The sequence below is a fragment of the Sphingomonas sp. Leaf38 genome, assembly GCF_001421825.1.
Taxonomy (GTDB): domain Bacteria; phylum Pseudomonadota; class Alphaproteobacteria; order Sphingomonadales; family Sphingomonadaceae; genus Sphingomonas.
This window is the reverse complement of the sequence record NZ_LMLD01000010.1, coordinates 400-24,062: the sequence shown is the minus strand read 5'-3', so window position 1 is coordinate 24,062 and position 23,663 is coordinate 400. Positions and strand designations below refer to the sequence as shown.

28 protein-coding genes are annotated in these 23,663 nt (G+C 60.0%); 11 read left to right on the top strand and 17 right to left on the bottom strand.

Translation table 11 applies throughout. From position 1 onward, the window contains the following. Positions 1 to 81 precede the first annotated feature (81 nt). From yihA to ASE88_RS05660, 6 genes are all read right to left on the bottom strand, one after another. On the bottom strand, positions 82 to 732 hold the full coding sequence (gene yihA, locus ASE88_RS05680; protein WP_055880540.1) for a ribosome biogenesis GTP-binding protein YihA/YsxC: 651 nt from the start codon (positions 730 to 732) through the stop codon (positions 82 to 84). Positions 733 to 758: 26 nt separating this feature from the next. Then, positions 759 to 2,465 carry a membrane protein insertase YidC gene (gene yidC, locus ASE88_RS05675; RefSeq protein ID WP_055879814.1) on the bottom strand — a complete coding sequence of 569 codons (1,707 nt, stop codon included), beginning with the start codon at positions 2,463 to 2,465 and terminating at the stop codon, positions 759 to 761. After that, entirely contained in the window at positions 2,462 to 2,710 is a 249-nt protein-coding gene (gene yidD, locus ASE88_RS18265; protein WP_055880543.1) for a membrane protein insertion efficiency factor YidD, read from the bottom strand. Before yidD ends, yidC begins: the two co-directional genes overlap by 4 nt. A gap of 193 nt (positions 2,711 to 2,903) precedes the next feature. After that, the gene (gene rnpA / locus ASE88_RS05670; protein WP_055879817.1) at positions 2,904 to 3,227 is read right to left on the bottom strand and encodes a ribonuclease P protein component; all 324 of its coding nucleotides are present in this window, start codon (positions 3,225 to 3,227) and stop codon (positions 2,904 to 2,906) included. A 56-nt stretch (positions 3,228 to 3,283) separates the two neighbouring features. Beyond that, entirely contained in the window at positions 3,284 to 3,418 is a 135-nt protein-coding gene (gene rpmH, locus ASE88_RS05665; protein WP_031393806.1) for a 50S ribosomal protein L34, read from the bottom strand. Between the two features lie 87 nt (positions 3,419 to 3,505). Further along, positions 3,506 to 3,808, bottom strand: a complete 303-nt coding sequence (locus tag ASE88_RS05660) for a hypothetical protein (protein WP_235527850.1) — start codon at positions 3,806 to 3,808, stop codon at positions 3,506 to 3,508. A gap of 118 nt (positions 3,809 to 3,926) precedes the next feature. On the opposite strand from ASE88_RS05660, the gene ASE88_RS05655 reads away from it, so the two are divergent. Further along, positions 3,927 to 4,868 (top strand): YifB family Mg chelatase-like AAA ATPase, encoded by a 942-nt coding sequence (locus tag ASE88_RS05655; RefSeq protein WP_082466309.1) that lies wholly within the window; start codon positions 3,927 to 3,929, stop codon positions 4,866 to 4,868. A 14-nt stretch (positions 4,869 to 4,882) separates the two neighbouring features. Here ASE88_RS05655 and ASE88_RS19845 read toward each other — a convergent pair whose 3' ends face one another. Next, on the bottom strand, positions 4,883 to 5,119 hold the full coding sequence (locus ASE88_RS19845) for a helix-turn-helix domain-containing protein (RefSeq protein WP_414893507.1): 237 nt from the start codon (positions 5,117 to 5,119) through the stop codon (positions 4,883 to 4,885). A gap of 798 nt (positions 5,120 to 5,917) precedes the next feature. Between ASE88_RS19845 and ASE88_RS05650 the strand changes: the two genes are divergently transcribed. After that, a complete protein-coding gene (locus tag ASE88_RS05650; protein ID WP_056476537.1) occupies positions 5,918 to 6,502 on the top strand; it encodes a recombinase family protein in 585 nt (194 codons plus the stop codon). A gap of 69 nt (positions 6,503 to 6,571) precedes the next feature. Here ASE88_RS05650 and ASE88_RS05645 read toward each other — a convergent pair whose 3' ends face one another. Further along, the gene (locus tag ASE88_RS05645) at positions 6,572 to 7,078 is read right to left on the bottom strand and encodes a MucR family transcriptional regulator (RefSeq protein ID WP_056418733.1); all 507 of its coding nucleotides are present in this window, start codon (positions 7,076 to 7,078) and stop codon (positions 6,572 to 6,574) included. Between the two features lie 403 nt (positions 7,079 to 7,481). Continuing rightward, positions 7,482 to 8,921, bottom strand: coding sequence for an MFS transporter (locus ASE88_RS05640; RefSeq protein ID WP_235527849.1), 1,440 nt, complete (start codon positions 8,919 to 8,921; stop codon positions 7,482 to 7,484). A 755-nt stretch (positions 8,922 to 9,676) separates the two neighbouring features. Between ASE88_RS05640 and ASE88_RS05635 the strand changes: the two genes are divergently transcribed. Beyond that, a complete protein-coding gene (locus ASE88_RS05635; protein WP_056476533.1) occupies positions 9,677 to 10,654 on the top strand; it encodes a TerC family protein in 978 nt (325 codons plus the stop codon). A 333-nt stretch (positions 10,655 to 10,987) separates the two neighbouring features. Beyond that, a complete protein-coding gene (locus ASE88_RS05630; RefSeq protein WP_235527848.1) occupies positions 10,988 to 11,647 on the top strand; it encodes a MipA/OmpV family protein in 660 nt (219 codons plus the stop codon). Here the strand turns inward: ASE88_RS05630 and ASE88_RS18255 are convergent. Both ASE88_RS18255 and ASE88_RS18805 read right to left on the bottom strand, forming a co-directional pair. Next, positions 11,570 to 12,427, bottom strand: coding sequence for a hypothetical protein (locus tag ASE88_RS18255; protein ID WP_200910170.1), 858 nt, complete (start codon positions 12,425 to 12,427; stop codon positions 11,570 to 11,572). The two genes, ASE88_RS05630 and ASE88_RS18255, sit on opposite strands and share 78 nt — an antisense overlap. 190 nt (positions 12,428 to 12,617) lie before the next feature. Beyond that, a complete protein-coding gene (locus ASE88_RS18805) occupies positions 12,618 to 12,902 on the bottom strand; it encodes a hypothetical protein (protein WP_156356952.1) in 285 nt (94 codons plus the stop codon). 426 nt (positions 12,903 to 13,328) lie between these two features. On the opposite strand from ASE88_RS18805, the gene ASE88_RS18250 reads away from it, so the two are divergent. The 5 genes from ASE88_RS18250 (at position 13,329) to ASE88_RS19400 (ending at position 17,381) form a co-directional block, all read left to right on the top strand. Then, on the top strand, positions 13,329 to 13,481 hold the full coding sequence (locus ASE88_RS18250) for a DUF465 domain-containing protein (RefSeq protein WP_321163344.1): 153 nt from the start codon (positions 13,329 to 13,331) through the stop codon (positions 13,479 to 13,481). 92 nt (positions 13,482 to 13,573) lie between these two features. Next, complete coding sequence (locus tag ASE88_RS05625) at positions 13,574 to 14,023, top strand: hypothetical protein (protein WP_156356951.1); 450 nt, start codon at positions 13,574 to 13,576, stop codon at positions 14,021 to 14,023. Positions 14,024 to 14,046: 23 nt separating this feature from the next. Next, positions 14,047 to 14,763, top strand: coding sequence for a TorF family putative porin (locus tag ASE88_RS05620; protein WP_235527866.1), 717 nt, complete (start codon positions 14,047 to 14,049; stop codon positions 14,761 to 14,763). A gap of 723 nt (positions 14,764 to 15,486) precedes the next feature. Then, positions 15,487 to 16,962: a diguanylate cyclase domain-containing protein gene (locus tag ASE88_RS05615; protein WP_162233396.1), complete on the top strand. Its 1,476-nt coding sequence runs from the start codon at positions 15,487 to 15,489 to the stop codon at positions 16,960 to 16,962. An 83-nt stretch (positions 16,963 to 17,045) separates the two neighbouring features. Further along, positions 17,046 to 17,381: a hypothetical protein gene (locus ASE88_RS19400; RefSeq protein ID WP_056476524.1), complete on the top strand. Its 336-nt coding sequence runs from the start codon at positions 17,046 to 17,048 to the stop codon at positions 17,379 to 17,381. A gap of 332 nt (positions 17,382 to 17,713) precedes the next feature. Here the strand turns inward: ASE88_RS19400 and ASE88_RS05605 are convergent, their stop codons facing one another. From ASE88_RS05605 to ASE88_RS05595, 3 genes are all read right to left on the bottom strand, one after another. Then, positions 17,714 to 18,175 (bottom strand): VOC family protein, encoded by a 462-nt coding sequence (locus ASE88_RS05605; protein ID WP_056476522.1) that lies wholly within the window; start codon positions 18,173 to 18,175, stop codon positions 17,714 to 17,716. 592 nt (positions 18,176 to 18,767) lie between these two features. Continuing rightward, positions 18,768 to 19,106 (bottom strand): hypothetical protein, encoded by a 339-nt coding sequence (locus tag ASE88_RS05600; RefSeq protein WP_156356950.1) that lies wholly within the window; start codon positions 19,104 to 19,106, stop codon positions 18,768 to 18,770. Between the two features lie 370 nt (positions 19,107 to 19,476). Further along, on the bottom strand, positions 19,477 to 20,127 hold the full coding sequence (locus ASE88_RS05595) for a recombinase family protein (RefSeq protein WP_056476515.1): 651 nt from the start codon (positions 20,125 to 20,127) through the stop codon (positions 19,477 to 19,479). A gap of 269 nt (positions 20,128 to 20,396) precedes the next feature. Between ASE88_RS05595 and ASE88_RS05590 the strand changes: the two genes are divergently transcribed. Both ASE88_RS05590 and ASE88_RS05585 read left to right on the top strand, forming a co-directional pair. After that, complete coding sequence (locus ASE88_RS05590) at positions 20,397 to 20,642, top strand: AbrB/MazE/SpoVT family DNA-binding domain-containing protein (RefSeq protein WP_055818096.1); 246 nt, start codon at positions 20,397 to 20,399, stop codon at positions 20,640 to 20,642. Continuing rightward, positions 20,639 to 21,025: a type II toxin-antitoxin system VapC family toxin gene (locus ASE88_RS05585; protein WP_055817303.1), complete on the top strand. Its 387-nt coding sequence runs from the start codon at positions 20,639 to 20,641 to the stop codon at positions 21,023 to 21,025. Before ASE88_RS05590 ends, ASE88_RS05585 begins: the two co-directional genes overlap by 4 nt. 384 nt (positions 21,026 to 21,409) lie before the next feature. Here ASE88_RS05585 and ASE88_RS05580 read toward each other — a convergent pair whose 3' ends face one another. The 3 genes from ASE88_RS05580 to ASE88_RS05570 form a co-directional block, all read right to left on the bottom strand. Beyond that, the gene (locus ASE88_RS05580) at positions 21,410 to 21,919 is read right to left on the bottom strand and encodes a sulfite exporter TauE/SafE family protein (protein ID WP_197977994.1); all 510 of its coding nucleotides are present in this window, start codon (positions 21,917 to 21,919) and stop codon (positions 21,410 to 21,412) included. A gap of 216 nt (positions 21,920 to 22,135) precedes the next feature. Then, positions 22,136 to 22,408 (bottom strand): DUF190 domain-containing protein, encoded by a 273-nt coding sequence (locus ASE88_RS05575; RefSeq protein ID WP_235513449.1) that lies wholly within the window; start codon positions 22,406 to 22,408, stop codon positions 22,136 to 22,138. A 124-nt stretch (positions 22,409 to 22,532) separates the two neighbouring features. Then, a partial coding sequence (locus ASE88_RS05570; protein WP_056476512.1) for a voltage-gated chloride channel family protein occupies positions 22,533 to 23,663 on the bottom strand: 1,131 nt, incomplete at its 5' end.

Genomic DNA, 23,663 nt, shown 5'->3' with positions numbered 1-23,663 from the left:
TTGACGCACCGTGTCAGGTGCAAAACGCAGGTTGAACCGATCAGGTTGCGTTTAGCGTGCGAACCCGCAACCGATGTCGTCCTAGCTAACCGCTTCGACGACGGCCGCGCGCAGTTCGGGGATGCCCATCCCGTATTCGCTCGACGTGACCAGGATGTCGGGATGCGCGGCGGGACGCTTGCGTGCCTCGATCGCGGTGCGTTCGGTCACTTCGACCAGTTCGGACGCCTTGATCTTGTCCGCCTTGGTCAGGACCATGCGATAGCTGACCGCGGCCTTGTCGAGCATCTCGAGGATCTCACGGTCGACGTCCTTGATCCCGTGGCGCGAATCGATCAGCACCAGCGCGCGCTTCAACACGTCACGCCCGCGTAGGAAGTCGTTGATTAGGAAACGCCATTTCTTGACGACATCCTTTGGCGCCTTGGCAAAGCCATAGCCGGGCATGTCAACGAGACGGAAGGCAAGCGGCGCGCCGACGTCGAAGAAGTTCAGCTCCTGCGTGCGCCCCGGCGTGTTCGACGTACGCGCCATCGAGTTGCGCCCCGTCAGCGCGTTGAGCAGTGACGACTTGCCGACGTTCGACCGCCCTGCAAACGCCACTTCCGGCACGGTCGCGTCGGGCAGGAATTCGAGCGTTGGCGCGGACTTCAGGAAGCCGACATGCCCGGCAAACAGCTTGCGCGCATGTTCGAGCTGTTCTGCTGTGAACGGTGCATCGACCTGCTCCAGATCCGGGCCAAGATTGGGAACGTCGTTCACTTGGTCACCGGATCTTTCAGGCCAGGATGCCGGGCGTAGAGCAATTTCTGCTGGAGAATCGTCAGGCAGTTCGACGTGATCCAGTACACCTGGAGACCGACCGCGAACGGCGCCATCACGAACATCAGCACCCATGGCAGCAGCGCGAAGACCTGCTTCTGCGTGTCGTCCATCGGTGTCGGGTTCAGCTTGAACTGGAAGTACATGCTGATGCCCAGGATGATCGGCACGACCCCGATCGCGATGAAGTGCGGCGGCGTGAAGGCGAGGAGGCCGAACAGGTTGAGCGGCGTCAGCGGATCGGGCGCGGACAGATCCTTGATCCACAGCACGAAATGCTGGTGACGCATTTCGATCGTCAGCATTAACACCTTGTACAGCGCATACATGATCGGAATCTGAAGCAGCGTCGGGGCGCAACCGGCGAGCGGATTGACGCCCTCGGCCTTGTACAGCGCCATCGTCTCCTGCTGCAGGCGGACCTTGTCGTCCTTGTGCTTGGCCTGAAGGGCCTTCGCCTTCGGCTGGACCGCGCGCATCGCTGCCATCGACTTGAACTGGCGCTGCGCGATCGGGAACAGCAGCCCTCGGATCGTCACCGTTAGAAGGATGATCGCGACGCCGAAGTTGCCGATCATCCGGAACAGCCAATCGAGATAATAGAAGATCGGCTTCTCGACGATCCGGAACCAGCCCCAGTCGATCGCATAGTCCAGCTTCGCCACGCCCTGCTGATCGGTATAGCGATCAAGCAGGCGGACTTCCTTGGCGCCCGCGAAGAAGCGCGAGACCTGCGTGATCGCCTGCCCCGGTGCGATCTGCTTGGGCTGCAGCGCGTAGTCTGCCTGGTACGCTTTGTTCGCGCCGGCGCGGAACTGGCCGTCGAACGTCTGGCCCTGGTCGGGGATGATCGCCGTCAGCCAGTATTTGTCGGTGAAGCCGAGCCAGCCGCCGGTCGTCGTGAACTTCTGCGCGGCCTCGTCGATGTCCTTGTAGTTCGGACGGTAGTGCGCGCCGCCATTGTCGACCGACATCGGCCCGACATGGATCGTCATCGACGACGGATCCTTCGAGATGCCGACCCGGTTGACGAGACCATAGGTCGCGACGGGTACGGGGGCGGTGCCGGCGTTCAGGACGGTCTGACGGACCGTGAACATGTAATCCTGATCGACCGCGATCTGGATGCGGAAGCGCTGACCCGTCGCGTTGGTCGCGTCGAGCGTGACCGGCGTCGTCGGCGTCAGCGTGGTGGCGCCCGAGGGCGTCCACACGGCGTCGGCAGCGGGCGGGGTCAGGCCCTGCGCACGCCAGCCGAAGCTCGCGAAATAGGCGTCGGGTGCGCCCGCGGGCGACAGCAGCCGGATCGGCGGCGAGTTCTTCGCGACCGTCTCGTCATAGCCCTTGAGCACGAGATCATCGATCCGCGCGCCCTTGAGGTTGATCGATCCCGACACGCGCGGCGTCTCGATGCGGATGCGCGGCGTCTCGGCGATGACCGCGGCGCGATTGCGCACGGCGGCGGCACCGTCGGCGGCGGGATCGGCGGCAGGGTTCGCGACCGCCTTGGTCTTGCCGCCCTCGATCTTCGTGACCGGCGGATTCGCGGTCGGGAAGAACTTGCCCTGGATCAGCGGCCATCCGAACAGGATCAGCGCCGCGATCACAGCGAACAGCACGAAATTCTGCTTGTCGTCTTTCACAGGGCGGAGTCTTTCAATTTCTCAGGCTTCAGCTCTGGGACTGGGTCGGGTCCATACCCGCCCCACGGATGGCAGCGTGCGATACGCTTCGCCGCCAACCAGCCCCCCTTGAGCGCGCCATAGCGCCCAACGGCCTCGATTGCATAGGCGGAACACGAAGGATCGTAGCGACAGCTCGACGGCAGCACGAGCGAGGGCCCAAGCCGCCAGCCGCGCGCGATCAGAATGAGGAGGCGGGCTAGCATTTCGGCGCGGGCGTTCGTGCCCCCCATTGTGTCCCCGCGGAGGGTGGGGCCCAGCTTGGACTCCCGCCTTCGCGGAAAAACGAGATGCGGGGCGAGGTCGCGTGTTGTGCACCACGCCATCCATACCCAGGCACCACCCCGGCGGAGGTCGGGGTCCAGTTGGGGCACGGTGCTAAAGGATGGCAGCGCGTTATCACGACCGCCTTTCCACCTGGGCGCCGGTCTTCGCCGGGGTCGTGCCGGAGGTTGGCTGCGGCGTCACCTTACGGAACGCCTTGCCCAGCTCGGTTCGCAACAGCGTGTAATCGCGCTCGATTCCGCCGCTGCGCCCGATCAAGACATGATCGGCCCCCACAACGCCGCGCTCCGCCAACAGCTCACGCGCCAACGCCCGCAACCGCCGTTTCATGCGGTTCCGGACGACGGCGTTGCCGATCTTCTTGGTGACGGTGAAGCCGATTCGCATCGTCTTGTCACCGTCGTCGCGGGGGCGCATGAGCAGGACGAACCCGGGCATCGGTGCGCGCTTCCCCGCATTCGCCGCGAGAAAATCGCGGCGTTTGTCGAGTATGGTTAGGCCGACAGCTTCTTGCGACCGCGCGCGCGGCGTGCATGGATCACTGCCCGGCCGCCGACCGTCGCCATCCGTGCGCGGAAGCCGTGACGGCGTGCGCGTACCAGGTTGCTCGGCTGAAAGGTCCGCTTCATTGGTCATTCCCTAGGTCATCAAATAGAAAACGGCCGCCACGGGGACGGCCTTGATGGGTGGGCGCTTACGGAAACGGGGCGGGTAAGTCAATTCGCACTGGCCTTGGCCGTAGCGCTTTTCGATGACTTCGACCGCTCATGGCGGCGCATCGCGCTTTGTCGCCGCATAATCCGATCGACGAAATGCCCGGCGCGCGGCCAACGTCGCTTTAACCGCGCCCATTTCAGCCGCGCGCCCTTCGAATTGCGCAGCACGAGGATCATCCCGCCCGCGAACAGAAATATCCCGGCAGGCCCGGGCAGCGGCGCGAGAATCGGTGCGCTGAGGATCAGAAGCACGCCCAGCACCAATTGGCCGATGCGTAGGATGGGAGAGCGGACGGCGTTCACGACAGGCATGTATGTCCGGTGTATTAGGTTGGCAAGACGGTGTTTGGCCGCCTGTCCTTGCAGACAAGGCAAATCGGGTATGAATAAGGCGTGACGTCATAGTCGCAGGGGAGCGGGCATGGCGGCGATCGTGGCGACGGTGGCGTATCTCGGGCTGGAGGCCCGCGCGGTCGAGGTGCAAGTCCAACTGATTCCAGGACTTCCTGCGTTTAACGTGGTCGGATTGGCGGACAAGGCGGTCGGCGAAAGCCGCGAACGCGTGCGCGGCGCGATCGCCGGGATGGGGTTGTCGCTGCCGCCCAAACGCATCGCAGTGAACCTGTCGCCCGCCGATCTGCCGAAAGAAGGATCGCATTTCGATCTACCGATTGCACTCGCGCTCTTGGCCGCGATGGGCGTGGTCGATGCCGAGGCGCTGGCCGATTATGTGGTCGTCGGCGAACTCGGGCTCGACGCGCGGATCACCGCCTCGCCCGGCGTGCTGCTGGCAGCGCTGCATGCGTCCGAAGTAGGGAAGGGGCTTGTATGCCCTGCTGCGCAAGGGTCGGAGGCAGCATGGGCGGGCGAGATCGAGGTCATCGCCGCACCTGACCTGCTGTCGCTACTGAATCACTTCAAGGGCCACGGGCTGCTCAGCCCACCGACGCCGGGAATCGCGGAGTACGCCGATCACGGGCCCGATCTTCGCCAGGTCAAAGGGCAAGAGACGGCCAAGCGCGCGCTCGAGATCGCTGCGGCGGGCGCGCACAACCTCTTGATGGTAGGCCCCCCAGGATCGGGCAAGTCGCTGATGGCGTCGTGCCTTCCCGGCATCCTGCCCCCGCTGGATCCCGCCGAGGCGCTTGAAGTGTCGATGGTCCAGTCGGTCGCGGGTACGCTGACCGGCGGGCGCCTGACGCGAACGCGGCCGTTTCGCGCCCCGCACCACTCCGCATCGATGGCCGCGCTCACCGGCGGCGGTGTACACCCGGCGCTGGGATTTGCACTGATGCACTGCCGTTTGCAGTGGGGATCAAGCAATTGCACTGGGGCGATAAACCATTCGATATGGGAGGGCTAGCGATCGTTTTGGGTTCAGACGACAGGATGCAGTTTGGCGTGAAGGTTCACAATCGAGCGAGCTTTTAGGTATTGATAGACGGTCGATCGAGCTACGCCGTACCTGTCAGCTATATCGATGACCTTCTCGCCGTCTTCGTATCGTCGACAGGCATCGGCTGCTTCGGAACATGATAGGCTTGGCTGGCGCCCCCGCAATGTTGATGGTTTCGTTGTACGGCTTGCCCTTTGATGAATGTGCCATCTCAACATCTCAAAAAAGCAAATAAAGTCTAGTTCTAATCTGGTGGAAACTCTAAGCCGGCTCCGCATGTCAAACAACTCGCAACCGCTATCAACTATTATCGCGCAAATATCTATAGCCTCTCGTTTCGAAAAGACGAGTTGTGGTAAATTGCCAAAGACAATGCTCGTGACGGGCTGACTGGCACAGAGCTTAGTCAACTCGAGAGCCGCGCCTTTTTCAAATTGAATACAGGTCTTTTTGTGCAAATGCGGCTTGGTAAGGACCGCTAGCATGTCGCGTCGCTTGAACAAAGAAGGGGCGTCTATTTCACTTACGACGTAACGATGCGCGTACTCTAATTCACAACTATGTAATTTATCCAAATTCCCAATATTACCGAGAAAATTACAAGTTCGACGAGATAGCAGAAGAGTGCTGTACCCAGTATTTCGAGATATAACGTTCAATGCGTCTTCTGAGGGGCTGTAAAAAAGACCGGCACTAGTGAGGTTATGAAAACCGTACTGTTTCATAAAACTCTGGACGGACGAATGTCCGTATTGCTGGCCAATCCGTTTAACCCATTGGCCTAGAGATTCCCAGGCATGTGGATCAGGGGCAAGTAGCCATCTCATTTAAAGCACTCCACCTAGCCTGCCGACCCGCTGCTACCGTAATTGGATGGTACTTTGCATTCTCTCAAACGATCGTTTTTGATGCGCCATCATGTGAGAACCTTTAGCAGTCGATGCCAGCGTCTCAAAACACTTTCGCGATTGGAGCTCGACATGATAGGCGTCGGACATGAGTTCTGAGAATGCTTCATGCTGATCGGCTATGCCCGAGTGTCGACCCCGGAACAGGATATGACCCCGCAGCTCGAAGCGCTGCGCAGTGCGGGTTGCGAGCGAACCTTCTCGGATAAGGCCAGCGGAGCAAAAGCCGACCGCGCCGGCTTAGCCGACGCGCTTTCCCATGCGCGAACCGGCGACATCCTTGTAGTATGGAAGCTCGACCGGCTCGGCCGTACCATGAAGGGACTGATCGACCTCGCGTCCGATCTGGCGGCGAGGGGGATCGGGCTAAAATCGATTACTGACGGGATCGATACCGCAGGCACAGCTGGGAAACTCGTTTTCCATATCATGGCGGCGATGGCCGAGATGGAGCGTGACTTGGTACGTGAGCGCACGACGGCTGCGTTGATCGTCGCCCGGCGTGAGGGCAGGGTAGGTGGCCGGAAGACCGTAATGACACCCAAACGCCTCGAGGCCGCGCGGAAACTTTTATCCTCGGGGATGACTGCCCGCGAAATAGCCCCAACCATCGGCGTCTTGATCGCGACGTTATACCGGCATTTGCCAGCACCAGAACAAGAGGCAATTAGCGCGGAAGAGAATGTCGCTTAGCCGCATGCGGCTGATCTACACGCACCATAAATGGCTGGCTCCCCGTTCCCTGAGAAGTCAGTCCCTAAATCATTCCGCCGCTGCTTCTTCGGTCTTGCGCTTGCGCGGAGCCGAAGCGGGCTTTGCGTCTGCCTTGGCTACATTCGTCTGGCCAGGCTTGCGACCCAGTCCAATGCTCTTGGCCATCGTACGACGTGCTTCCGAATAGGTAGGAGCGACCATGGGGTAATCAGCCTTCAGGCCATAACGCTCGCGATACTCCACGGGCGTCATGCCGTTAGTCGCGAGGTGACGGCGCAGCGTCTTATACGGCTTACCATCGATCATGCTGATGATATGATCAGGGCTGGCAAGCGACTTACGAGCCGTCACTGCCGGGGTATATTCTTGAGCAGATGCTTCGGGTTCAGCAGCGGTCACGTTTCCACCGACCAGCACCGAAACAGTTTCATACATCTTGTTCAGGAAGGCTGGAACGTCGTCAGCATTGGTACGCGTGTTGGGATTGGCCAACCAGGCGATTGTCAATTCCGTAGCGAGTTCAACGGGGTTCAGGTCGAGGGTAGTGTCGGGCATAGAAGTCTCCATTTCTGGAGGCGCATCTAGGTACTTGATTGGTCGCTGGCAATATCAGGTCGCGCTAAACCATCTATTTGAGACTGATACATAAAATGAACCCGGGAATACGCATTCCTAATTACCATCCGAGACCTTGGCAAATTTGCTCCTTCGCTGACGCCGACGCCAGCGACCGTTTGCATCTTGCCGGGCTTGCTCCAAACTCCTGATCGACGATAACTAATCAAGCTCTCATGCGCGGAGCGGTCACCGCTCTAACCGTATCCGTCGCGGGGCCTAAGCACTGGCAAGGTCGCGCCGGAGACGCAAAACACCTGTTTGTTGTACAGTCGTGATTGCGACTGGTTTTTCACACATCTGACCGCTGAGGGCACTCTGCAGGCCTATATCGAGCCGAAAGCTAAGCCGTTGCTTCCAGCTCGCGTAAGCTGCGGCCCCGCGTCTCTCTTCCTGCGCGCCCGATCAGTACCGCTGACAGCGTCATTGGTACAATCAGCGCGATTGCCGCGCCCCCCATCGTCGGGATCAGCCCAGCGAAGGCGCCCAGCTGGACAGCAACGCCACCAAATTTGCTACTCCCCGCGATAAGCCCAGTAGCGCGTCCACGGAAGCGTAATGCGTAGTTTTCGGCTGCATAGGGAAGTAGCACGGCGATCAATCCGTTTGTGCCAACCACCAGCAACGCGATCACAGCGATCAGCAGGGGTGGCCAAGCCAGCGTAGGTGCCGGCAGTAGGGCTCCGGCAAGCCCGGCGAGTGTGAGAAGCACAGTGCCGATCAGGGTGCGCTTGCTGCTCCACCGGCTGTAAAGGAAGGCCGCGATCATGATCGTGGGCAGGGCAACAAGTGCTGAGCTGGCGATGATGCCGCTCGCAATCTCGGCACTGAAGCCTCGATCCTGGAGATCGGAAGGCAACCATAGCAGCAAGCCAAAGTTGACGAAGCTCCAGGAAAGAGCCGTGATCACCAGGGCGATGGTCAACTCGCGGTGGTGAGCCGCGGCGCTGCCAGCGTCCGCTGGCGCGGCTTGTGGCGCACGCCTGACGATGCCGAACTTTCGAGCCATGTCAGCTAGCTCGGCGTCCATGCCCCGTTCCAACAGAAATCGTGGAGACTCAGGTATCCACCTTGCCATCGCAAGCAGCAGCAAACCGGTGGGAAACCCCTGCAGCCACAAGCTACGCCAGCCGAACAGGGGCTCGAACAGATGCGCTGCACCGCTAGCTGCGAGGTAGCCACCGACCAGTCCCGTGCCACCAACCAGCACAAGAACCCAGCTTCTGTGCCGTGGAGGCATGATCTCCGCCAACAGCGTGTAGACAACGGGCAGCATTCCGCCAGCCGAGCACCCCATCAGAAAACACATGACCAGGTTCCAGCTGTAGGAAGGCATAGCTCCGCAGATGGATGTCGAAACGAACAGGATCGTCGACAACAGGATCGACACACGCCGACCATAGATGTCCGCAAGCCACCCCCACAGAAACGAGCCAACTGTGGTCCCCGTAAGGGCAACGAACGGAAGCAGGGCAACGGTCGATTTGGCGAGCCCATACTCGCCACGCATGCCGGGGAGCACGAAGCCGAGCGTTGCTGGCTTCATAGTGTCGATGATGAGCCCGAGGGTAAGCACCAGCAGAACGGCAGCATGCGAGCGCGTCAGAGGGGTATCATCGGGCGCTTCATATGCGACGCCAACGCCTGCACTGTGATCAGGCCGTTTCTTGGGTAAAGCGCCAAAGATAGCTGCCGGCACGCCGACGCCGATCAGCGCCATGCCCAGGTACATCCATCCGTCCATCGGCATACCCGACAGGTGATTGCCCATCGTATGGGCCATCGCGAGCATCGGTAGGTGAAGTGCAACCCCAACGCTGATCGCCGCACAGCCTGCCCAGAAGAGCGGCCAGCGCTCGCCGACAACCGAGTTTCCGCGGCTGCTACTGCCATTCGCCATTCATTTTCCCCCACCAGCAGTTGCGACATACGCCGCACGGCTTGCCAGCCGCAAGCAGAGCACCTGCCGGCGGGGCATGTTGCGGCTTATGGTTGCCGAATGGCTTTCAAGCCTGCGGCTCACCAAGCTGAGCGTCCATAAGTGGGCGTTTTCGACCGATCCCTTTTTCCGATCGGCGTTATGTTTTTGAAAGAAAAGTGCGGCAGATTTAGCGCAGACTACGGTCGTTATCAAATAGTGAAACTGCTTGACCACCGCGAACCGTGTCCTATCTAGAAAGAGCGGGCCGGGCCCCTCTGACAATTTCCCTCGGGTGATTGTGATGTCGGACCGCATCGGGTTATCTCGATATAGGCCTGGCCGCTTTGCCTCCTGTCGTCGTTGATGATCCGATCTTTCGATCACCGATTGAAAAGAGGCTCTGAGCATGGAAACCAACAGACCGGCACAGCTCCATCAGCAGTTGGAGAAGCACGCGCGTATCGCGATGGTGCGCCGAACCCCGACTTCTCCAATTGTGCTGCAGTTGTAGCGCTTCGAGTTGGGCTTGAAAGGTCGCTTGTGCGAGCCACCCGCGAGATACCTGCCCTCCTGACCGCTAATCCCGCCCCACGTCATCACGTTTGTTAGAGGTCCCCATGCCTGAGCTGCTCTCCTTGTTATTCCTCGGTACGCCTGTCTGGATGTGGCTGGCATTTCTCGGCATCGTCGCAACGTTGCTGATCCTCGATCTGGGTGTCTTGCACCGCGGACAACGGGAAATCGGAGTACGCGAGAGCCTTGCATTGTCAGCAGGTTACATCACGCTGGGACTGGCGTTCGGCGGATGGATTTGGTGGTATATCGGGCCGACTGCCGGCCTTAACTACGTGACGGGCTTCGTCATCGAGAAGAGCCTTGCGATGGATAACGTGTTCATCATCGCCATGATCTTCGGCTACTTCGCCATCCCCCGCATCCACCAGCACCGTGTATTGTTCTGGGGCATCCTGGGTGTCATTGTCCTGCGTGCAGTGATGATCGGTTTTGGTGCGGCATTGGTCGATCGGTTCGAATGGGTATTATACGTCTTTGCGGCCTTCCTGGTTTTCACCGGTATCAAGATGTGGCTGACTGCAGACACGGAATATGACGTAGCCAGTTCGCCCGTTTTACGCTGGGTTCGCCAGCGCATGCCGGTTACCGACCAACTTCACGGGGAACGTTTCTGGGTGAAAGAGCAGGAGCCAGCGACGGGGCGCATGCGCCGGATCGCTACGCCGTTACTACTGGCTCTGGTCATGATCGAATGCGCTGACGTCATCTTTGCGGTCGATTCCGTGCCGGCCATCTTCGCGATCACAACGGATCCATTCATCGTCTACACGTCGAACATCTTTGCTATCCTTGGGTTACGCGCGCTCTATTTTGCGCTCGCCGCAATGGTCGACCGGTTCCATTACCTTAAATACGCCTTGGCCGCGTTGCTGGTATTTATCGGCTCGAAAATCTTCGTTGCCGACATGTTCGGGCTCGCCAAATTCCCGCCCGCAGCGTCGTTGGCGGTAACCTTTGCGATACTGGGTTGCGGCGTCGGCTGGTCCCTGTGGAAAACGCGAGCGGTTGCTTCGGCCTAAGTTTGAACGCGTCCGCCGGCATTGAAAGCGGACCGGTCATACGCTGTGGGTATAGCCGTACTCCATCTACCGGGACTGGCGTTTACGACGCGCGGGGATAAGGTGGCTGCTGACATGACCGACCGACCGTCATCAACGGGGCCGAAAAAAGGGATAAGGATGCGCTCCGCTCTAACCATCCTTGCGCTAGTCTCTGCTCAACCCTGCTTCGCGCAGACGGACCTGCGGCCGGCCCCCCCCGCAGGTCGGCCTTTGGAGGCAGGCACTGCCGGATGGAGCATCACCGTCGGCGTCGCACCAGTCTTAAGCCCTGCATGGCAAGGCTCGCGAGACATGGCCTTGTCGATCTTTCCCGACCTGCGGATCAACTACAAGGACACCATCTTCGCTTCGATCCCCGACGGTTTGGGTTGGAACGGGGTGAACCGGGACGGGTGGAAGGCAGGACCGCTCGCCAAGCTCCGCTTTGGGCGGGATGAAGAGCGCGGGGGATCGCCGTTCCTCATTACAGGCGGGAGTGACGCGCTACGCGGCCTCGGCGACGTAGATGCAGCTGTTGAGGTGGGAGGCTTCGTCGAGAAACGGGCTGGGCCATGGCGTGGACGGATCGAGGTTCGTCGCGGCTTCGGCGGGCATGACGGCGTTGTCGCCGACGGGTCAGTTGCTTACCAGGCGCGCCGGGGACGGACCATCATCAACATCGGGCCTCGCGCAACGCTGGCAAGCCGCGAGTATATTGAGACGTATTTCGGCATCGATGCGCTCCAGTCGCAACGGTCCGGGCTCAGACCGTATTCTGCGTCAGGCGGACTATTGTCCTACGGTGTAGGCGGTACCGTAATTCGTCCCCTGAACCGGCGAAGCGCCGTCACGCTTTTTACTGGTCTGGATCGACTAGGTCAGAACGCAGGCGATTCACCTCTCATCCGCGAACGGGGACGGCGGACCCAATTCACCCTGGGTGTCGGCTACGGATTTAGGTTCAACCTGTAATTGAACCAGGCGCATACCCCGCCGTCGATATCCAGCGATCAAGCCTGAAATAATGAGGATCGCGGCAGCGCTGGTCGCTACGGCAATAGGTCCGGAAGCCTGACCACCCGCCGCGAAGATAGCAGCAAGAGCCCAAAGGAAAACAGCTGCATACGGTAGATTGCCACGTCCTCGGATCAGCACGGTGGCCGCGATGAGTCCAGCAATCACGATCACCGCTGCACCGATCCCAGGAGCGGCTGCACCGCCCTCCACGCCGTGATACCTCAGGCTAGCCGCGATGTTGACGGTGGTAGCGACGGTCAACCATGCGGCGAGTGCGCTCAACGGAAGGTACGCACACCACCACGCAGTTTTCGACACCGTCGCATTCGACAGGGCATGATAGGCAACGATCAGGCACGTCAGCGTGAAGGTAATGATCAGAACCGATACGAAGCTTAACCCGTAAAGCTGCGTATAAGCAGCCCAGAGAGCATTTCCTAAAAATGCGCCAGCTGCCGGCCAGCGCAGGTGATGAAGCAACGTATTTTGGCGCTGTGCAGGCAGGGCCTGATAAACGGCAAACACCGTGGCTCCGAGGTAGAGCGCGCCCCAGATCGAGAATGCCCAGCCTGCCGGGGTTATCAAGGTTCGGACGGCCAGAGACCGGGATCCGATAGGCTCACCGATCCCAATCTGCGGTAAAAGAGGCGTCAGAATTTGAAGCGCTGCTGTCAGCAGCACCGCGAGATGCGGCAGATCTAACGCGGTCCGTTGGTGTAAGGTATTCGTTGCCATTTTTCCACAACGGTCGATCGGCTTACGCGTTGCAATGTCACAAAGGAACTCGCTCGCATTCAGCGCTATCGTATCTAAACGGTCCTCGGGCGCCTGACATATTGTCATTTACCCGAGGCTTCAGTGGGACGACCCAGAGCCCTTTATCCACAATCCCGGTTGCGACGCGAAGGCGGTATCTTATCGTGTTCTAAAGTGCGGAAGATAAGACGCAATATACCAGCACCGGCACGCCAACCAAAACGATCAAAAGTAACAGGTTGAGCTCCATAAGTCGGCTCAGCCAGTCCTTACCTTCATTCTGCCGGGCTTCGGCATCAGCCTTAGAATAGCCTTCTACGATTTCCAGATCGAATTTGTTCGAGAAAAAGCTTTGTGGTCGCATCCGCAGGAAAGGCTGAGGTGCTGGATTGGCAGTATGATGCTGACGGTCATCCTGACACAAATCATCGGATTTCGAGACTTGGTTTTCCACTACACGGTTTCCACGTATTCGAGATCATGGGTGCGCAGAACGCATCCCAAAGGTCAGATCGAATAAAGCCCGAACTCGAACGGCAATGGCCGCGAGCTCGGGCTAAGCGCGTGCGGCGAGTTGGCCGGCGTGGTCGCGGAAACGCTTATGTGTCGCAGGAGCGTACATGTCAGTAACATCGGGGACCCGTGTCCTAATGTCAACTCGTGCAATTCCATTCGCTCTCCTATTGACCTTGACCGGCGAAACCCTAGCTTGAGGGAGCGGGCCGGGCCCCTCTGGCGATCGTCTCAGGACGAACGTGATGTCGGACCGCATCGGGTTATCTCGATGTCTAGGCCTAGCCTGAATGCCTGCTTTCATCGCGACTGATCCGATCGTTCAATCGTTGGTTGGAGAGCGGCTTTGCCTATATTTTCTCACAAGTTGACCCAGTTGCATGCCCGGCTGGATGAGCAGATCCGGGTCGAAATGAAGCGACGCATGCCCGATACCTTGCGGCTATTTCGGCTGAAGCGGTTGCGTCTGGACGTGAAGGACCGCCTGCACGCACGCGCCTTGCGGCCGCAGTTCAGCTGAACCGACACGCTGAACCATCGTTATAGAATCATCGTCCGTAAGAATTGGCTTCACCGATCAGAATGGATCGGGATGGCAAAAGGAGAGCGAAAATGGCCTATTTTCTAACTGCCGGCTTGGTGCTTGCTGCTACCGGGGCGGCCCTTAGCATGACTGTCGATCATCAGAACCAGGTGGATCACCGCAGCGGTCCGGTCGCCGTCGAGTATCGCGGCGACGTGGTCATCACCCATAAGCAGGTGGGCGCGGTTGCACCTGGCGGAAGAGCGTCATCGCTACGCTGCGACTGGGCGGCGAGCATGTCGGTGGCGCGACACGCGGTCGCGGCATCGGGTACCAGGCTGGTGCGCAGCATGAATAGCGAACCGGTGATTTCGGGCACCCGGCCCGGCTGGTGCGTTGCGAGCCATGGCGCGATCAAGAAGGAGGTCGCGACGAAGTCCGCGGACATGCAGAAGCATCTGGTAAAGCTGGCGCAGGAAGACGAGCAGATGCTGCGCGTCGAACTCGACCGGATCCACAGTCCGCAGCGTGCTGGATGATCCGCCGCGTTCAATTGGCGGGCGTGCTCGGCGCCGTGAGCTGCGGCCTGATCACGCCCGCGCTTGCACAGGATGCCAGGTCGGTAACCTTGGAGGTAATGAGCGAGGAGGAACGGCGCGGGCTGAGCTGGAGTGAGGGACGTGCCGCGCTGGCAGGCGATATTCGCGTCTCGCGCGGCCGGCTCGATGCATCGGCGCGCGCAGTAACGCTTCGGAACAGCGTGCGACACGGTGGCGCCGATGCGGTCGTCGACCTTTCGGTGGGAACCGACTGGGATCTGGGTGCGGTACGTATCCGTACCGACGCCACCGGCCACGCATTCGCGGGCGCGCGGGGCCGCATGGACTATGTCGAGGCCGGCGTGTCGGCAAGCTATGCCTATGGTCCGCTTTACGCCACGGTCGGCGTGATCGGCGCGCCGTCGCAGCGCGCGATCGGTGGCAGCAACGTGTATGTCTATGCGAACGCCAATGCCGGTATTCCTGGTACGCCGCTGACGATGCTGGCCGAGGTCGGCCACTCGTCCGGCAGCGTCCGCGACCCCAGTCGGGTGCAGCGTCTTCGTCCGGGCGGCAGTTACACCAACTGGCGGCTGGGTCTCGAGCATCGTCGTGACCGTCTGACGATCGGCGTCGATTATATTGGGACTGACGTCTCCCGCACCGCCACTGCCAGCAGGTTTGCCGATCAACGCAACGCCGGAGACAGAATCGTAGGGCGCGTACAGGTTTCGTTCTGACGATTACAGCGGTCAGTGAGTGCCCATTAACGCTGATGTGTATACGATCTGCCTCGGCAGAACCGTCTGTATATGTTTAACAAACGGCCGGTGCGGTTGAAAAATAGCCTGACGTCGCGCTCCTGATCGTCTCGACCGGGATTGATTCCGAGAACGCCCTATCCGTCTCGATCATCGTTCGGTTGCGGGATTAGAAGTCGTGGATAGTAAGTTTTGCTGGCAAGCGATCTTGTTTGCTGCTGCCTTCAAGATATAGGGCTCATTGCTATTAAAGGGCCGTGACAAACTATCGGGAATAGCACGCAACGCGATTGCCGTTCGAAGGCAGCTATGAAGATGCGCGCCTACCAACGGTTGATCACCAGCATCCGCGACCGCCAAAGCTTCACAGATAATCGTTATTAGACGCTCGAGGTGCTGAGCGGTTGTTTCGCCATCCATCATTGCTTCAAAGCCTTGATCATTTTGGCGTACCCGGCAGCACGTTCCAAATGAGCGATGCGAGCTGAAACGTCGCTACTGGCTTCGGCCTGTTCTCGCGCGCGCGCTTTGTTACGAACAAGAGTGCTAAGATCGCTCGCGTTGGACACGTTTATGCTCCTATCAAGCGGGAGCGCTCCAGCGTCTCTAAGTCGCCGCCATGCCATTAGCGAGTCGCGGCGATGTACCGACTTTGCACATGCCGTTAACCCGATGCCAACCTCACTTATGCTACCGTCCCCCATGGTAAACATAACCGGCATAGTCGACGAGGTAGCGCGGCTGGACGCGCTTCGTGCTCTCGATATGCTCGACACTCCCCCTGAAGCCGAGTTCGATGCCATCGCTGCAGGGGCGCGGCATCTCTTTGGCTGCAAGTTCGCATTCGTTTCGTTAGTTGACGCGGACCGGCAGTGGTTCAAGGCAGCGTGCGGCCTTGAGGCTAGCGAGACACCACGAGATGTGTCTTTTTGCACCCATACTATCGCAGCCGACGATCTGCTCGTCATCGCGGACACGCGCGAAGACCCGCGCTTTGCAACCAATCCTATGGTGGTGGTAACACCCTTTGTGCGTTTCTATGCAGGCGTGCCGTTGCGAGTGACACCACCAGGAGGAGGTGCCGCGCTTCCGATCGGTACCTTGTGCGTGGCTGACGACAAACCGCAGGATCCGACCCGCGAAAAGCTGGAGATACTCGCCGGTATGGCGCGAGTCGTCGAAGCGCTGCTTGAGGCGCGCCGGACCAGCAAAGAGAACCTACAGCTAGCGCTTGATCGCCAGGAGGTCCTCGGTGACATGGCTCGCACGCACAGACTGCTCCAGCACGCCGAACGTATGGCAAGGATCGGGTCGTGGCGCCTCGAGCTTGAAGGCGAACGAGTACACTGGTCGGATCAGACTTACGCGATCCACGGCTTGGAACCGGGCTCGCAAGCGCAGCTTGCCCTAGCAATGCAGTTCTACCCTGATGACGACCGTGCCAAGCTGGAAGCAGCGCTAGACCGCTGTGTGCGGCAAGGGACTGCATGGGATCTGGAGCTGAACTTCACCGATGCTCAGGGGCGGCCCCGTCGCGTGCGCACATTGGGTGAGATCGATGAGCGCGCCGGTAAGCGTGTCGCCGTCATGGGAGTGATCCAGGACATCACGGATCGGTACCAATTCGAGCGCCGCCTGGTTGCGGTAGCTCGAACCGACGAACTGACCGGCATACCAAGCCGACGCGCCTTTAACGAAGAATTGGAAGTTGCGCTCGATCGCGCCCGGGAAGGTGCACCGCTTGCTATCGCAATCATCGATCTGGATCGGTTCAAGGAGGTCAACGACCGGCTTGGCCATGCGACCGGGGACAAGGTTTTGCAGGTGATGGCCGCCAAGCTGCAAGCAGTACAGTATCTGGGCGATCACTTCATCGCCCGACTTGGCGGGGACGAGTTCGTGCTGATCCTGCGCGGACGGCGTACGCAGGAAGAGCTCGTCCAAGACATCGCGCGATTGCTGGCGGATTTACGCTACGACGTACCTGACGACCGTAACGTTATAATGGTGTCCGCGACGATCGGAGCCTGTGCCTATGGTGCCAGCTATGTCGATCGGGCTTCGTTGCTCAAAGAGGCAGACGAGGCTCTGTACCGTGCGAAGCGGATGCAGCGAGGCACGGGCGCTATTGCAGGCAACAGCGCCCATATCCAAAGTTTGGTTGGTGAGCCGCGTTAATCTGCTTTGACCCCGGCACCTGGTTGGCGAGAATAGGATTCAGGGATTTTGCATGTGACAATAGGTCGATAAGCACCGGACTGATGAAGATCCCCGTCTTGCTGGTCTCCGGTGTCCTGTACTGGCTTTTCGTCTGCTGGGTGACAGGCGCGGCGGAACCCTGGGATGCCGACGCCTACTGGCGTCTCTGGTACCCCGCCTCGTTGGGCCTAGCTGCGCTAACAGGGGCAGCGTTCAAGACGAGGGGGTGGATGGCAGGATTCATCCTGACGTTTGCCCAGCTTCCTGTGATATGGCTCACCGCCGGGACTATCTCGCTCTGGGTAATCGGCCTGGCAATGTCCTGCGTCCTCGCTGTGCCGGCTGTCGCAATCTCAGCTTTTACCGGCTGGTTTGCCGCTCGCTCACGACCGTTGTGACAAGTCGCGAATGGATCCGCCTGTGCATCAGTAAAGATCATGGTAGGACCCGTTCGCCCGGGCTGGACGGTGCCCTTACCCGCCTTCCCACAAACGAACCGTTGAATGAGAAGGCCGCCCGCCCCGACCGATGTGTAAACGCTCACGCTTTCTGTCGGTGTTCTGACGCGCTCGTTGTCGTCCGTGTCTCGACGCGCAGTAATTAGGAATGTCCGGGTTCGGAAGGAAACCGACCCGTCCGCTTTCGGGAAGGCGGGTGGCGATAGCCGACATTGGGCAGCTGCAGCCTTTCCCGAAAAGGAGGGTGAAGCGGGAAAACGTCCGCCGGCCCATTAACGGGCTGGCGGCTGCATAAGCTCTATCGTGATATGATCGGGGCCTGAAACGTAGGCAACCAACGTTCCCTTCCTTGGCCCACCCGCGATCGGCAACGGACTACCCTTCGCCTTCCATCCTGCTGCCTCGACGCGGGCAATAGCGACATGGATATCGTTTACGGCCAGAGCCAGGTGGGCCGCACCGATCGCCCCCGCGCTGTTGGGCACCGCACCGTTCTGGCGCCCTTTTGAATATTGCAACAGTTCGACGACATAGCCGTCCGGTGCCCTGACGATCGCCGTTTTGACATTAGGATTATCGACACCGGTCACCTGATGCAGGAAATCGCCCCCCATTTCCGATTGCCGCTCAAGTGTGAAACCGAGCGCTTCCGTCCAGAAGCGAACGGCTTCGTCTAAAGACGATACGGCGAAGCCTGTATGGTCCACGGCAATAACGTTTACGGCGTCTGTCATTACTTCACTTTTACTTGGCCGCGCTTGCGATGTCAGGACCTGCGCCGGCTTCAACCGACACCAACAGCATGGCGGACATGATCTTAATGGTGACGCTTTAACGCTTGAGCTTCTTCCCAAAAAGGAACTCATAGCGGGACAGTCGCCGGGGCGATCACGGCGAAAGCCGTCCAAGGCACTCCGTTTTCCAAAATCCGTTCCCGATTGCTCTTTCCCGAAATGGCCTGTTGGAGACGTAGAAACGGGAAAGATCGTGCCGGTTTCGGGAGCCCGGATCGCCATCCCCAACGTCCGCTAATGGGCGGCAACAACCAAGCTGCTACTGGGCGCCGACTGCCCGCCACACCCCGTCGCAAAACACATGATTTCCGAGGGTATCACTAAAGGGCTGGCCGCAGCTAATAATCGACGGTCGGGGTACGCGACAAACCCTGTCGTATTGTCTTAGTAGGCGGAAACCAGATTTTGGAGGTTTTCCGTCACTCCCTATCGTTAGCGTATATTTGGATGCGTTCGATGTACCGCCCCCGAATTGCGCGATTTCAGCCGATCAGGTTTTCTCAACCGGGCCGTTACTCTGATACAAAGCTCGTCAGGCGGTTATCACCATCAAAGCTACCATAATCAGCGCCATAATAATTGTGAAAACAATCCTTATATTTCGGCTTGGAATGATGACGTACAGAAACGTAACAAAGCAGACCGTAGCTCCCCCAATCTCAAACAATGCTATGTCAATGGCATGAGACATACCGTTGCCTGCAGCGTCGCTATCATTGGTTGTTCCGTACCGGACGACCAACAGGATAATGACGTCAACCAATACCATAACCGAAAAGCCGAAGGTACGGCGTGATCGCATCCACCATCGACGTTTGTCTAGCGGCTTCTCACGCCGGGGAACCATGCGTCTGTCTATCGGATCGTTCATAGGTCTACTCATTCTCTAGAGCTCTGCAGGTCCATCAGCATCCTCACAAGCAACCGGAATTAGCTGAGCCCATTGCTTCATAACGATTGATCCGCCAGCGCTTGGAATGGTCATGTCAGACATCTCCATGACCTTCAAATGTGAGATAGGACGCAAGCCGCGTCATTGATGCTGCCGGTAAGCGTCCACCCAACCCGGCCGTTCCCGAAAATTCGATGATCGGCAGACACAGTTATGGGCGCCCCGTATTTGTCAGAAAGGGTATACCCTGAGTGGGCATGGGCTTTGGTACACAAAACCCGTTCAAACAGGGTCGGTAGCAGAGAAATCGGACACCTCATTATGAGGGTCTAGAGTCTGCCTGAACACATTAGGGGTGCGCGTCTGACATTGCTGCGTCAGCCTCTGCCTGTCGACGGCGATCACGAGCAATCTTGGCGAGCAGCGTTCGACTGCACCCAGTCGCATCCATTATATCGCGCCAGCTTCGGCCATCGCGAAGAAGGCTCGAGATCGCAGCGTTGCGGGTCTTGTTCTCGGGACGCCCCTTATAAAGGCCCGCTGCCTTGGCTTTTGCGGTGCCTTCGGCTTGTCGACGACGGCGATCCTCATAGTCCTTACGGGCAACCGCGGCGAGTACGTCCAACATCATGGCGTTGACCGCTGCGAACATTCGGCCGGTGAACTCATCCGTCGGTGCCGTCAGGATCCACGACGTTGGCAGGTCGAGTGCAACAACCCGGACCTGCTTGGCGTCGATTAGATTCCGCAGTTTGATCCAGTCTGGGGAGGTGAGGCGGGAAAGCCGATCAACCTGCTCGACCAAGAGCACGTCTCCCGGCTCGCAATCCGAAAGCAGGCGGAACAGTTCTGGCCGGTGAAGCTTGGCTCCACTTTCGTTTTCGACATAGCGGGCCGCAATCCGAAGCCCGTGCTCGGTCGCAAACACGTCGAGGGCGCTCTTGGCGCGCGACGCATCCTGTTCGGAGGTAGAAGCGCGAAGATAGGCTCGGATAAACATCCCATAGTCTGCTATATGTGGTACTTATTAGTCTAGTCCTTTTTACGCCGTCAGGACGGGATTAAAGTACCAGCTATTGAGAGGTCTGCGAAAGGCATACGTTAAAAGCACCGGAGATTATGCACGTGGGGCAGCTTCACGTCGATGAGCCATAATCCAAACGGTGTGGTACAAACGAGGCTCGCTGGCATACCGTGGGGACGGTTGCTGCTAAGCCGGGATATCCCTAGAAGATGATGACGATGCTGATCAGAGGTACAGAGGCCGTCATGACGCTACAGATCAACATAACGCCAAACGGGCGCATGAGCCTGCCCGCTGACGTTCGCAAGCGGTTGGGCCTGACGGGTGGCGGTGCGGTGTATCTCGACGAAACCGAAGATGGCGTTGTTCTGCGAACCGCCAGCCAAGCGGTGGCAAGGGCGCAGGCGCTGGCCGAGCAATATACCGGCGGTAATCCCGACGCCTCTGTTGACGCATTCCTCAATCGGCGTCGCGAAGATAGCGGCGAATGAGCGTGGTTCTCGACGCCTCGGCTCTCATCGCAATGATCAAGGGTGAAAAGGGATCTACCAAGGTTGCAGCCGGTATCGCCGGTGCGCGAGTGAGCAGCGTGAACTACGCTGAGGTGGTGACCCACTTCATTCATACCGGAATGCCCGAGCGAGAAGTTGATGCCATGCTTGATCCGCTGCCACTGACGGTAGTGCCGGCCGACAAGGCCTTGGCGAAAATCGCCGGGCGGCTGCGCGCCGCGACGGCCGAGGCGGGCCTTAGCCTTGGAGATCGCTTTTGTCTGGCTCTAGCCCGACGGGATGGATTGCCCGCTTGGACCAGCGACCAGAACTGGAAGAAGATCGCGGATGCAGTCGAGGTCAAGGTCGTGACGATCCGCTAGAACTTGGCGGGAAGGGCAGGGGGCAACCACCTGTCGATCCTCTGGAAGCGGAAGGTCTGCATCCTGGTGGAAAACCGCCTGTCCGCTGTTGGGCGGCGTTTCGGCGAAAGCTGCCGGGCGACTTCCGACCCATAGTAAGTCATTCAGGACAACTTTTCTGCTCCCTGAAAGCCGCCGTCCGGCCGCGCGGTTGGCTGCGGCTCAGCTGAACGAGCCGGGCACCGGCTCCTGCGTAGCGACACCGTTAACGCACAGGTTAGCGTGTCGCAGATGTGCGTTGAAAGTCGCGTAATTCCGCGACTGACATTCGCGACAGCTACGCCGTCAGCCGACCACGCTTGAGCTGGTGTAGCGAAACTCAGGATATTCGCGACAATCCTCCCACTAACCCATGACGATCATCTCGGTCGCGATCAGCGCGAGCAGGACCATGACGAGCTGGCGGAAGCGCTCAACGGGCAGACGCTTGATGAGCAAGCACCCCGCCCAGGTGCCAACGATCATCGCCAGCCCCATCGCGATCGCCAGCGGCCAGAAGGTTGGTCCAAGGTCGATCGTCGCGCCGTAAACAATTGTCTTGGCACTGTGCATCACGATCGAGGCGACCGCGTCACTCGCGACATAGGCAAGCGGTGGCAAACCGAGGCTCAGGAACACCGCTGCGCCGAGCGGCCCGGCGCTCCCGACTAGCCCGGACAACAGGCCGGTCACACCGCCCCCGATCACCAGCACGCGGCGCGAGGGTTTAAACGCGATCATGCCCGTGGCCTTCAGGATGACGAACAGCAGGATCGCCACGCCCACGATCCGCGCAACGAGCGCCGTCGGTAGCGACGCGAACGACAATGCGCCCAGCATCGAGAACGGTATGGCAGCGGAGAGGAACAGCAACACGGGCCGCCAACGGATTGGCGCCAGCCCAGCCCATCCCGGCCGGCGCACCGTTGCCGATGATCTGGACGATCGTCAGCAGCGTCACCGCTTCGGTCACGCCGACGACTTAAATCAGCAGCGGCAGCAACAGCAGTGCCCCGCCAAACCCGGCCGAACCCGAGATTGCAGCAGCCGCAAATGCACCGACGATCAGCAGCCCATATTCGATCATTGGTGTCATCGGTCGAACCGCGGCATGACCGACCAGTGTTCCAGCTGCTTGTAGACGATCACCTTGTCGCCGAGCAGGTCGCCATGTCGCCGGCAGAACCGGTCGAGCTGGTCGCGTTCGCCAACGAGTTCGACGCAGATCGTCAGATGGGGATCGGCCGCCTCCGATCCGTTCTCGCGGATCTGGCCGTGGTTGCTGAACCCATAGTGCGTGTGTTGCGCGACGGCATTGATGATGCCGTCTGGATTAGCTCGCGATAGAGCGGCTTGGCAGCCCACAGCGTACGCAGGCTGCGCTCACCAATTCGGTCGGACGGTTTCATGTAGATACGCAGCATGCCGATTTCGCGATGCTGGACGGTGAAACGATTGGGCATGGACAAACCCTCGATTGGTGGGGGGATCAGGAGCGTGGGCTTCGCGAGGCGCGGTGTGCCCGCGCCTCGCGAAGCGTCGCGTTCGGGGTGAGGCCGGTCGCCGGCACCTTCGGCACCGCGACGCGCTGCGACAGGTAGATGCCGTTATGACCGGAGCAGAGGTAGGCGACGAAGCAGGCCACCGCGATCGGCACCGCATAGGCAGCGCCGAACAGTTCGATGCCCATGAAGGTGCAGGCGAGCGGGGTGTTGGCCGCGCCCGCGAACAGCGCGACGAAGCCGAGCGCGGCGAATACGCTGGTGGGCACGCCGAACATGGGGGCGAGTGCGTTGCCGAGCGCCGCGCCGATGAAGAACAGCGGTGTCACCTCGCCACCCTTGAAGCCGGCGCTGAGCGTGACGACGGTGAACAGCAGCTTGATCGCCCAGCTCCACGGATGCGTGTCCGGTCCGAAGAAGCTGGCGATGGTGAGGCTGTCGGGCGTCGCTGCCAACGTGCCGAGTCCGAGATAGTCGCGCGTTCCGAACAGGTAGACGAGCGCGATGACCGCGATGCCGCCAATGGCGGGGCGTAACGGGCCATAGGAGACGATGCGCTTGAGCCACCCGCCGAGCGTGTGATTGGCTTCGGCGAAGGCGAGACCGACCAGCCCGAACGCAACCCCGGCGACGCCCGCCTTGGTGACGAGCAGCGCATCGACCGGCACCAGCGCATCGATCCGGTAGACGCCGTGATGGATGCCCCAGGCAAGGCACGTCCAGTCGCCGACCAGTGCCGCGACCAGGCACGGCACCAGCGCGCGATATTCGACACGCCCGATCGCCAACACCTCCAGTGCGAACACCGCCCCTGCGATGGGCGTGCCGAACACCGCGCCGAACCCGGCCGCAATGCCCCCCATCAGCAGGATGCGGGTGCCGTCAGCATCGAGCTTGAGCGCGCGACCGAAACCGCTGGCGAGACTGCCGCCCAACTGGACGGCGGTGCCTTCGCGCCCGGCCGAACCGCCAAACAGATGGGTCACCACCGTGCCGAAGAAGATCAGCGGTGCCATCCGCAGTGGCACCCCCCCGCCCGGTTCGTGGATCTGCTCGACAATAAGGTTGTTGCCGCCCTCCACCGAGCGGCCGGTCAGATGGTAAAGCAGTCCGACCAC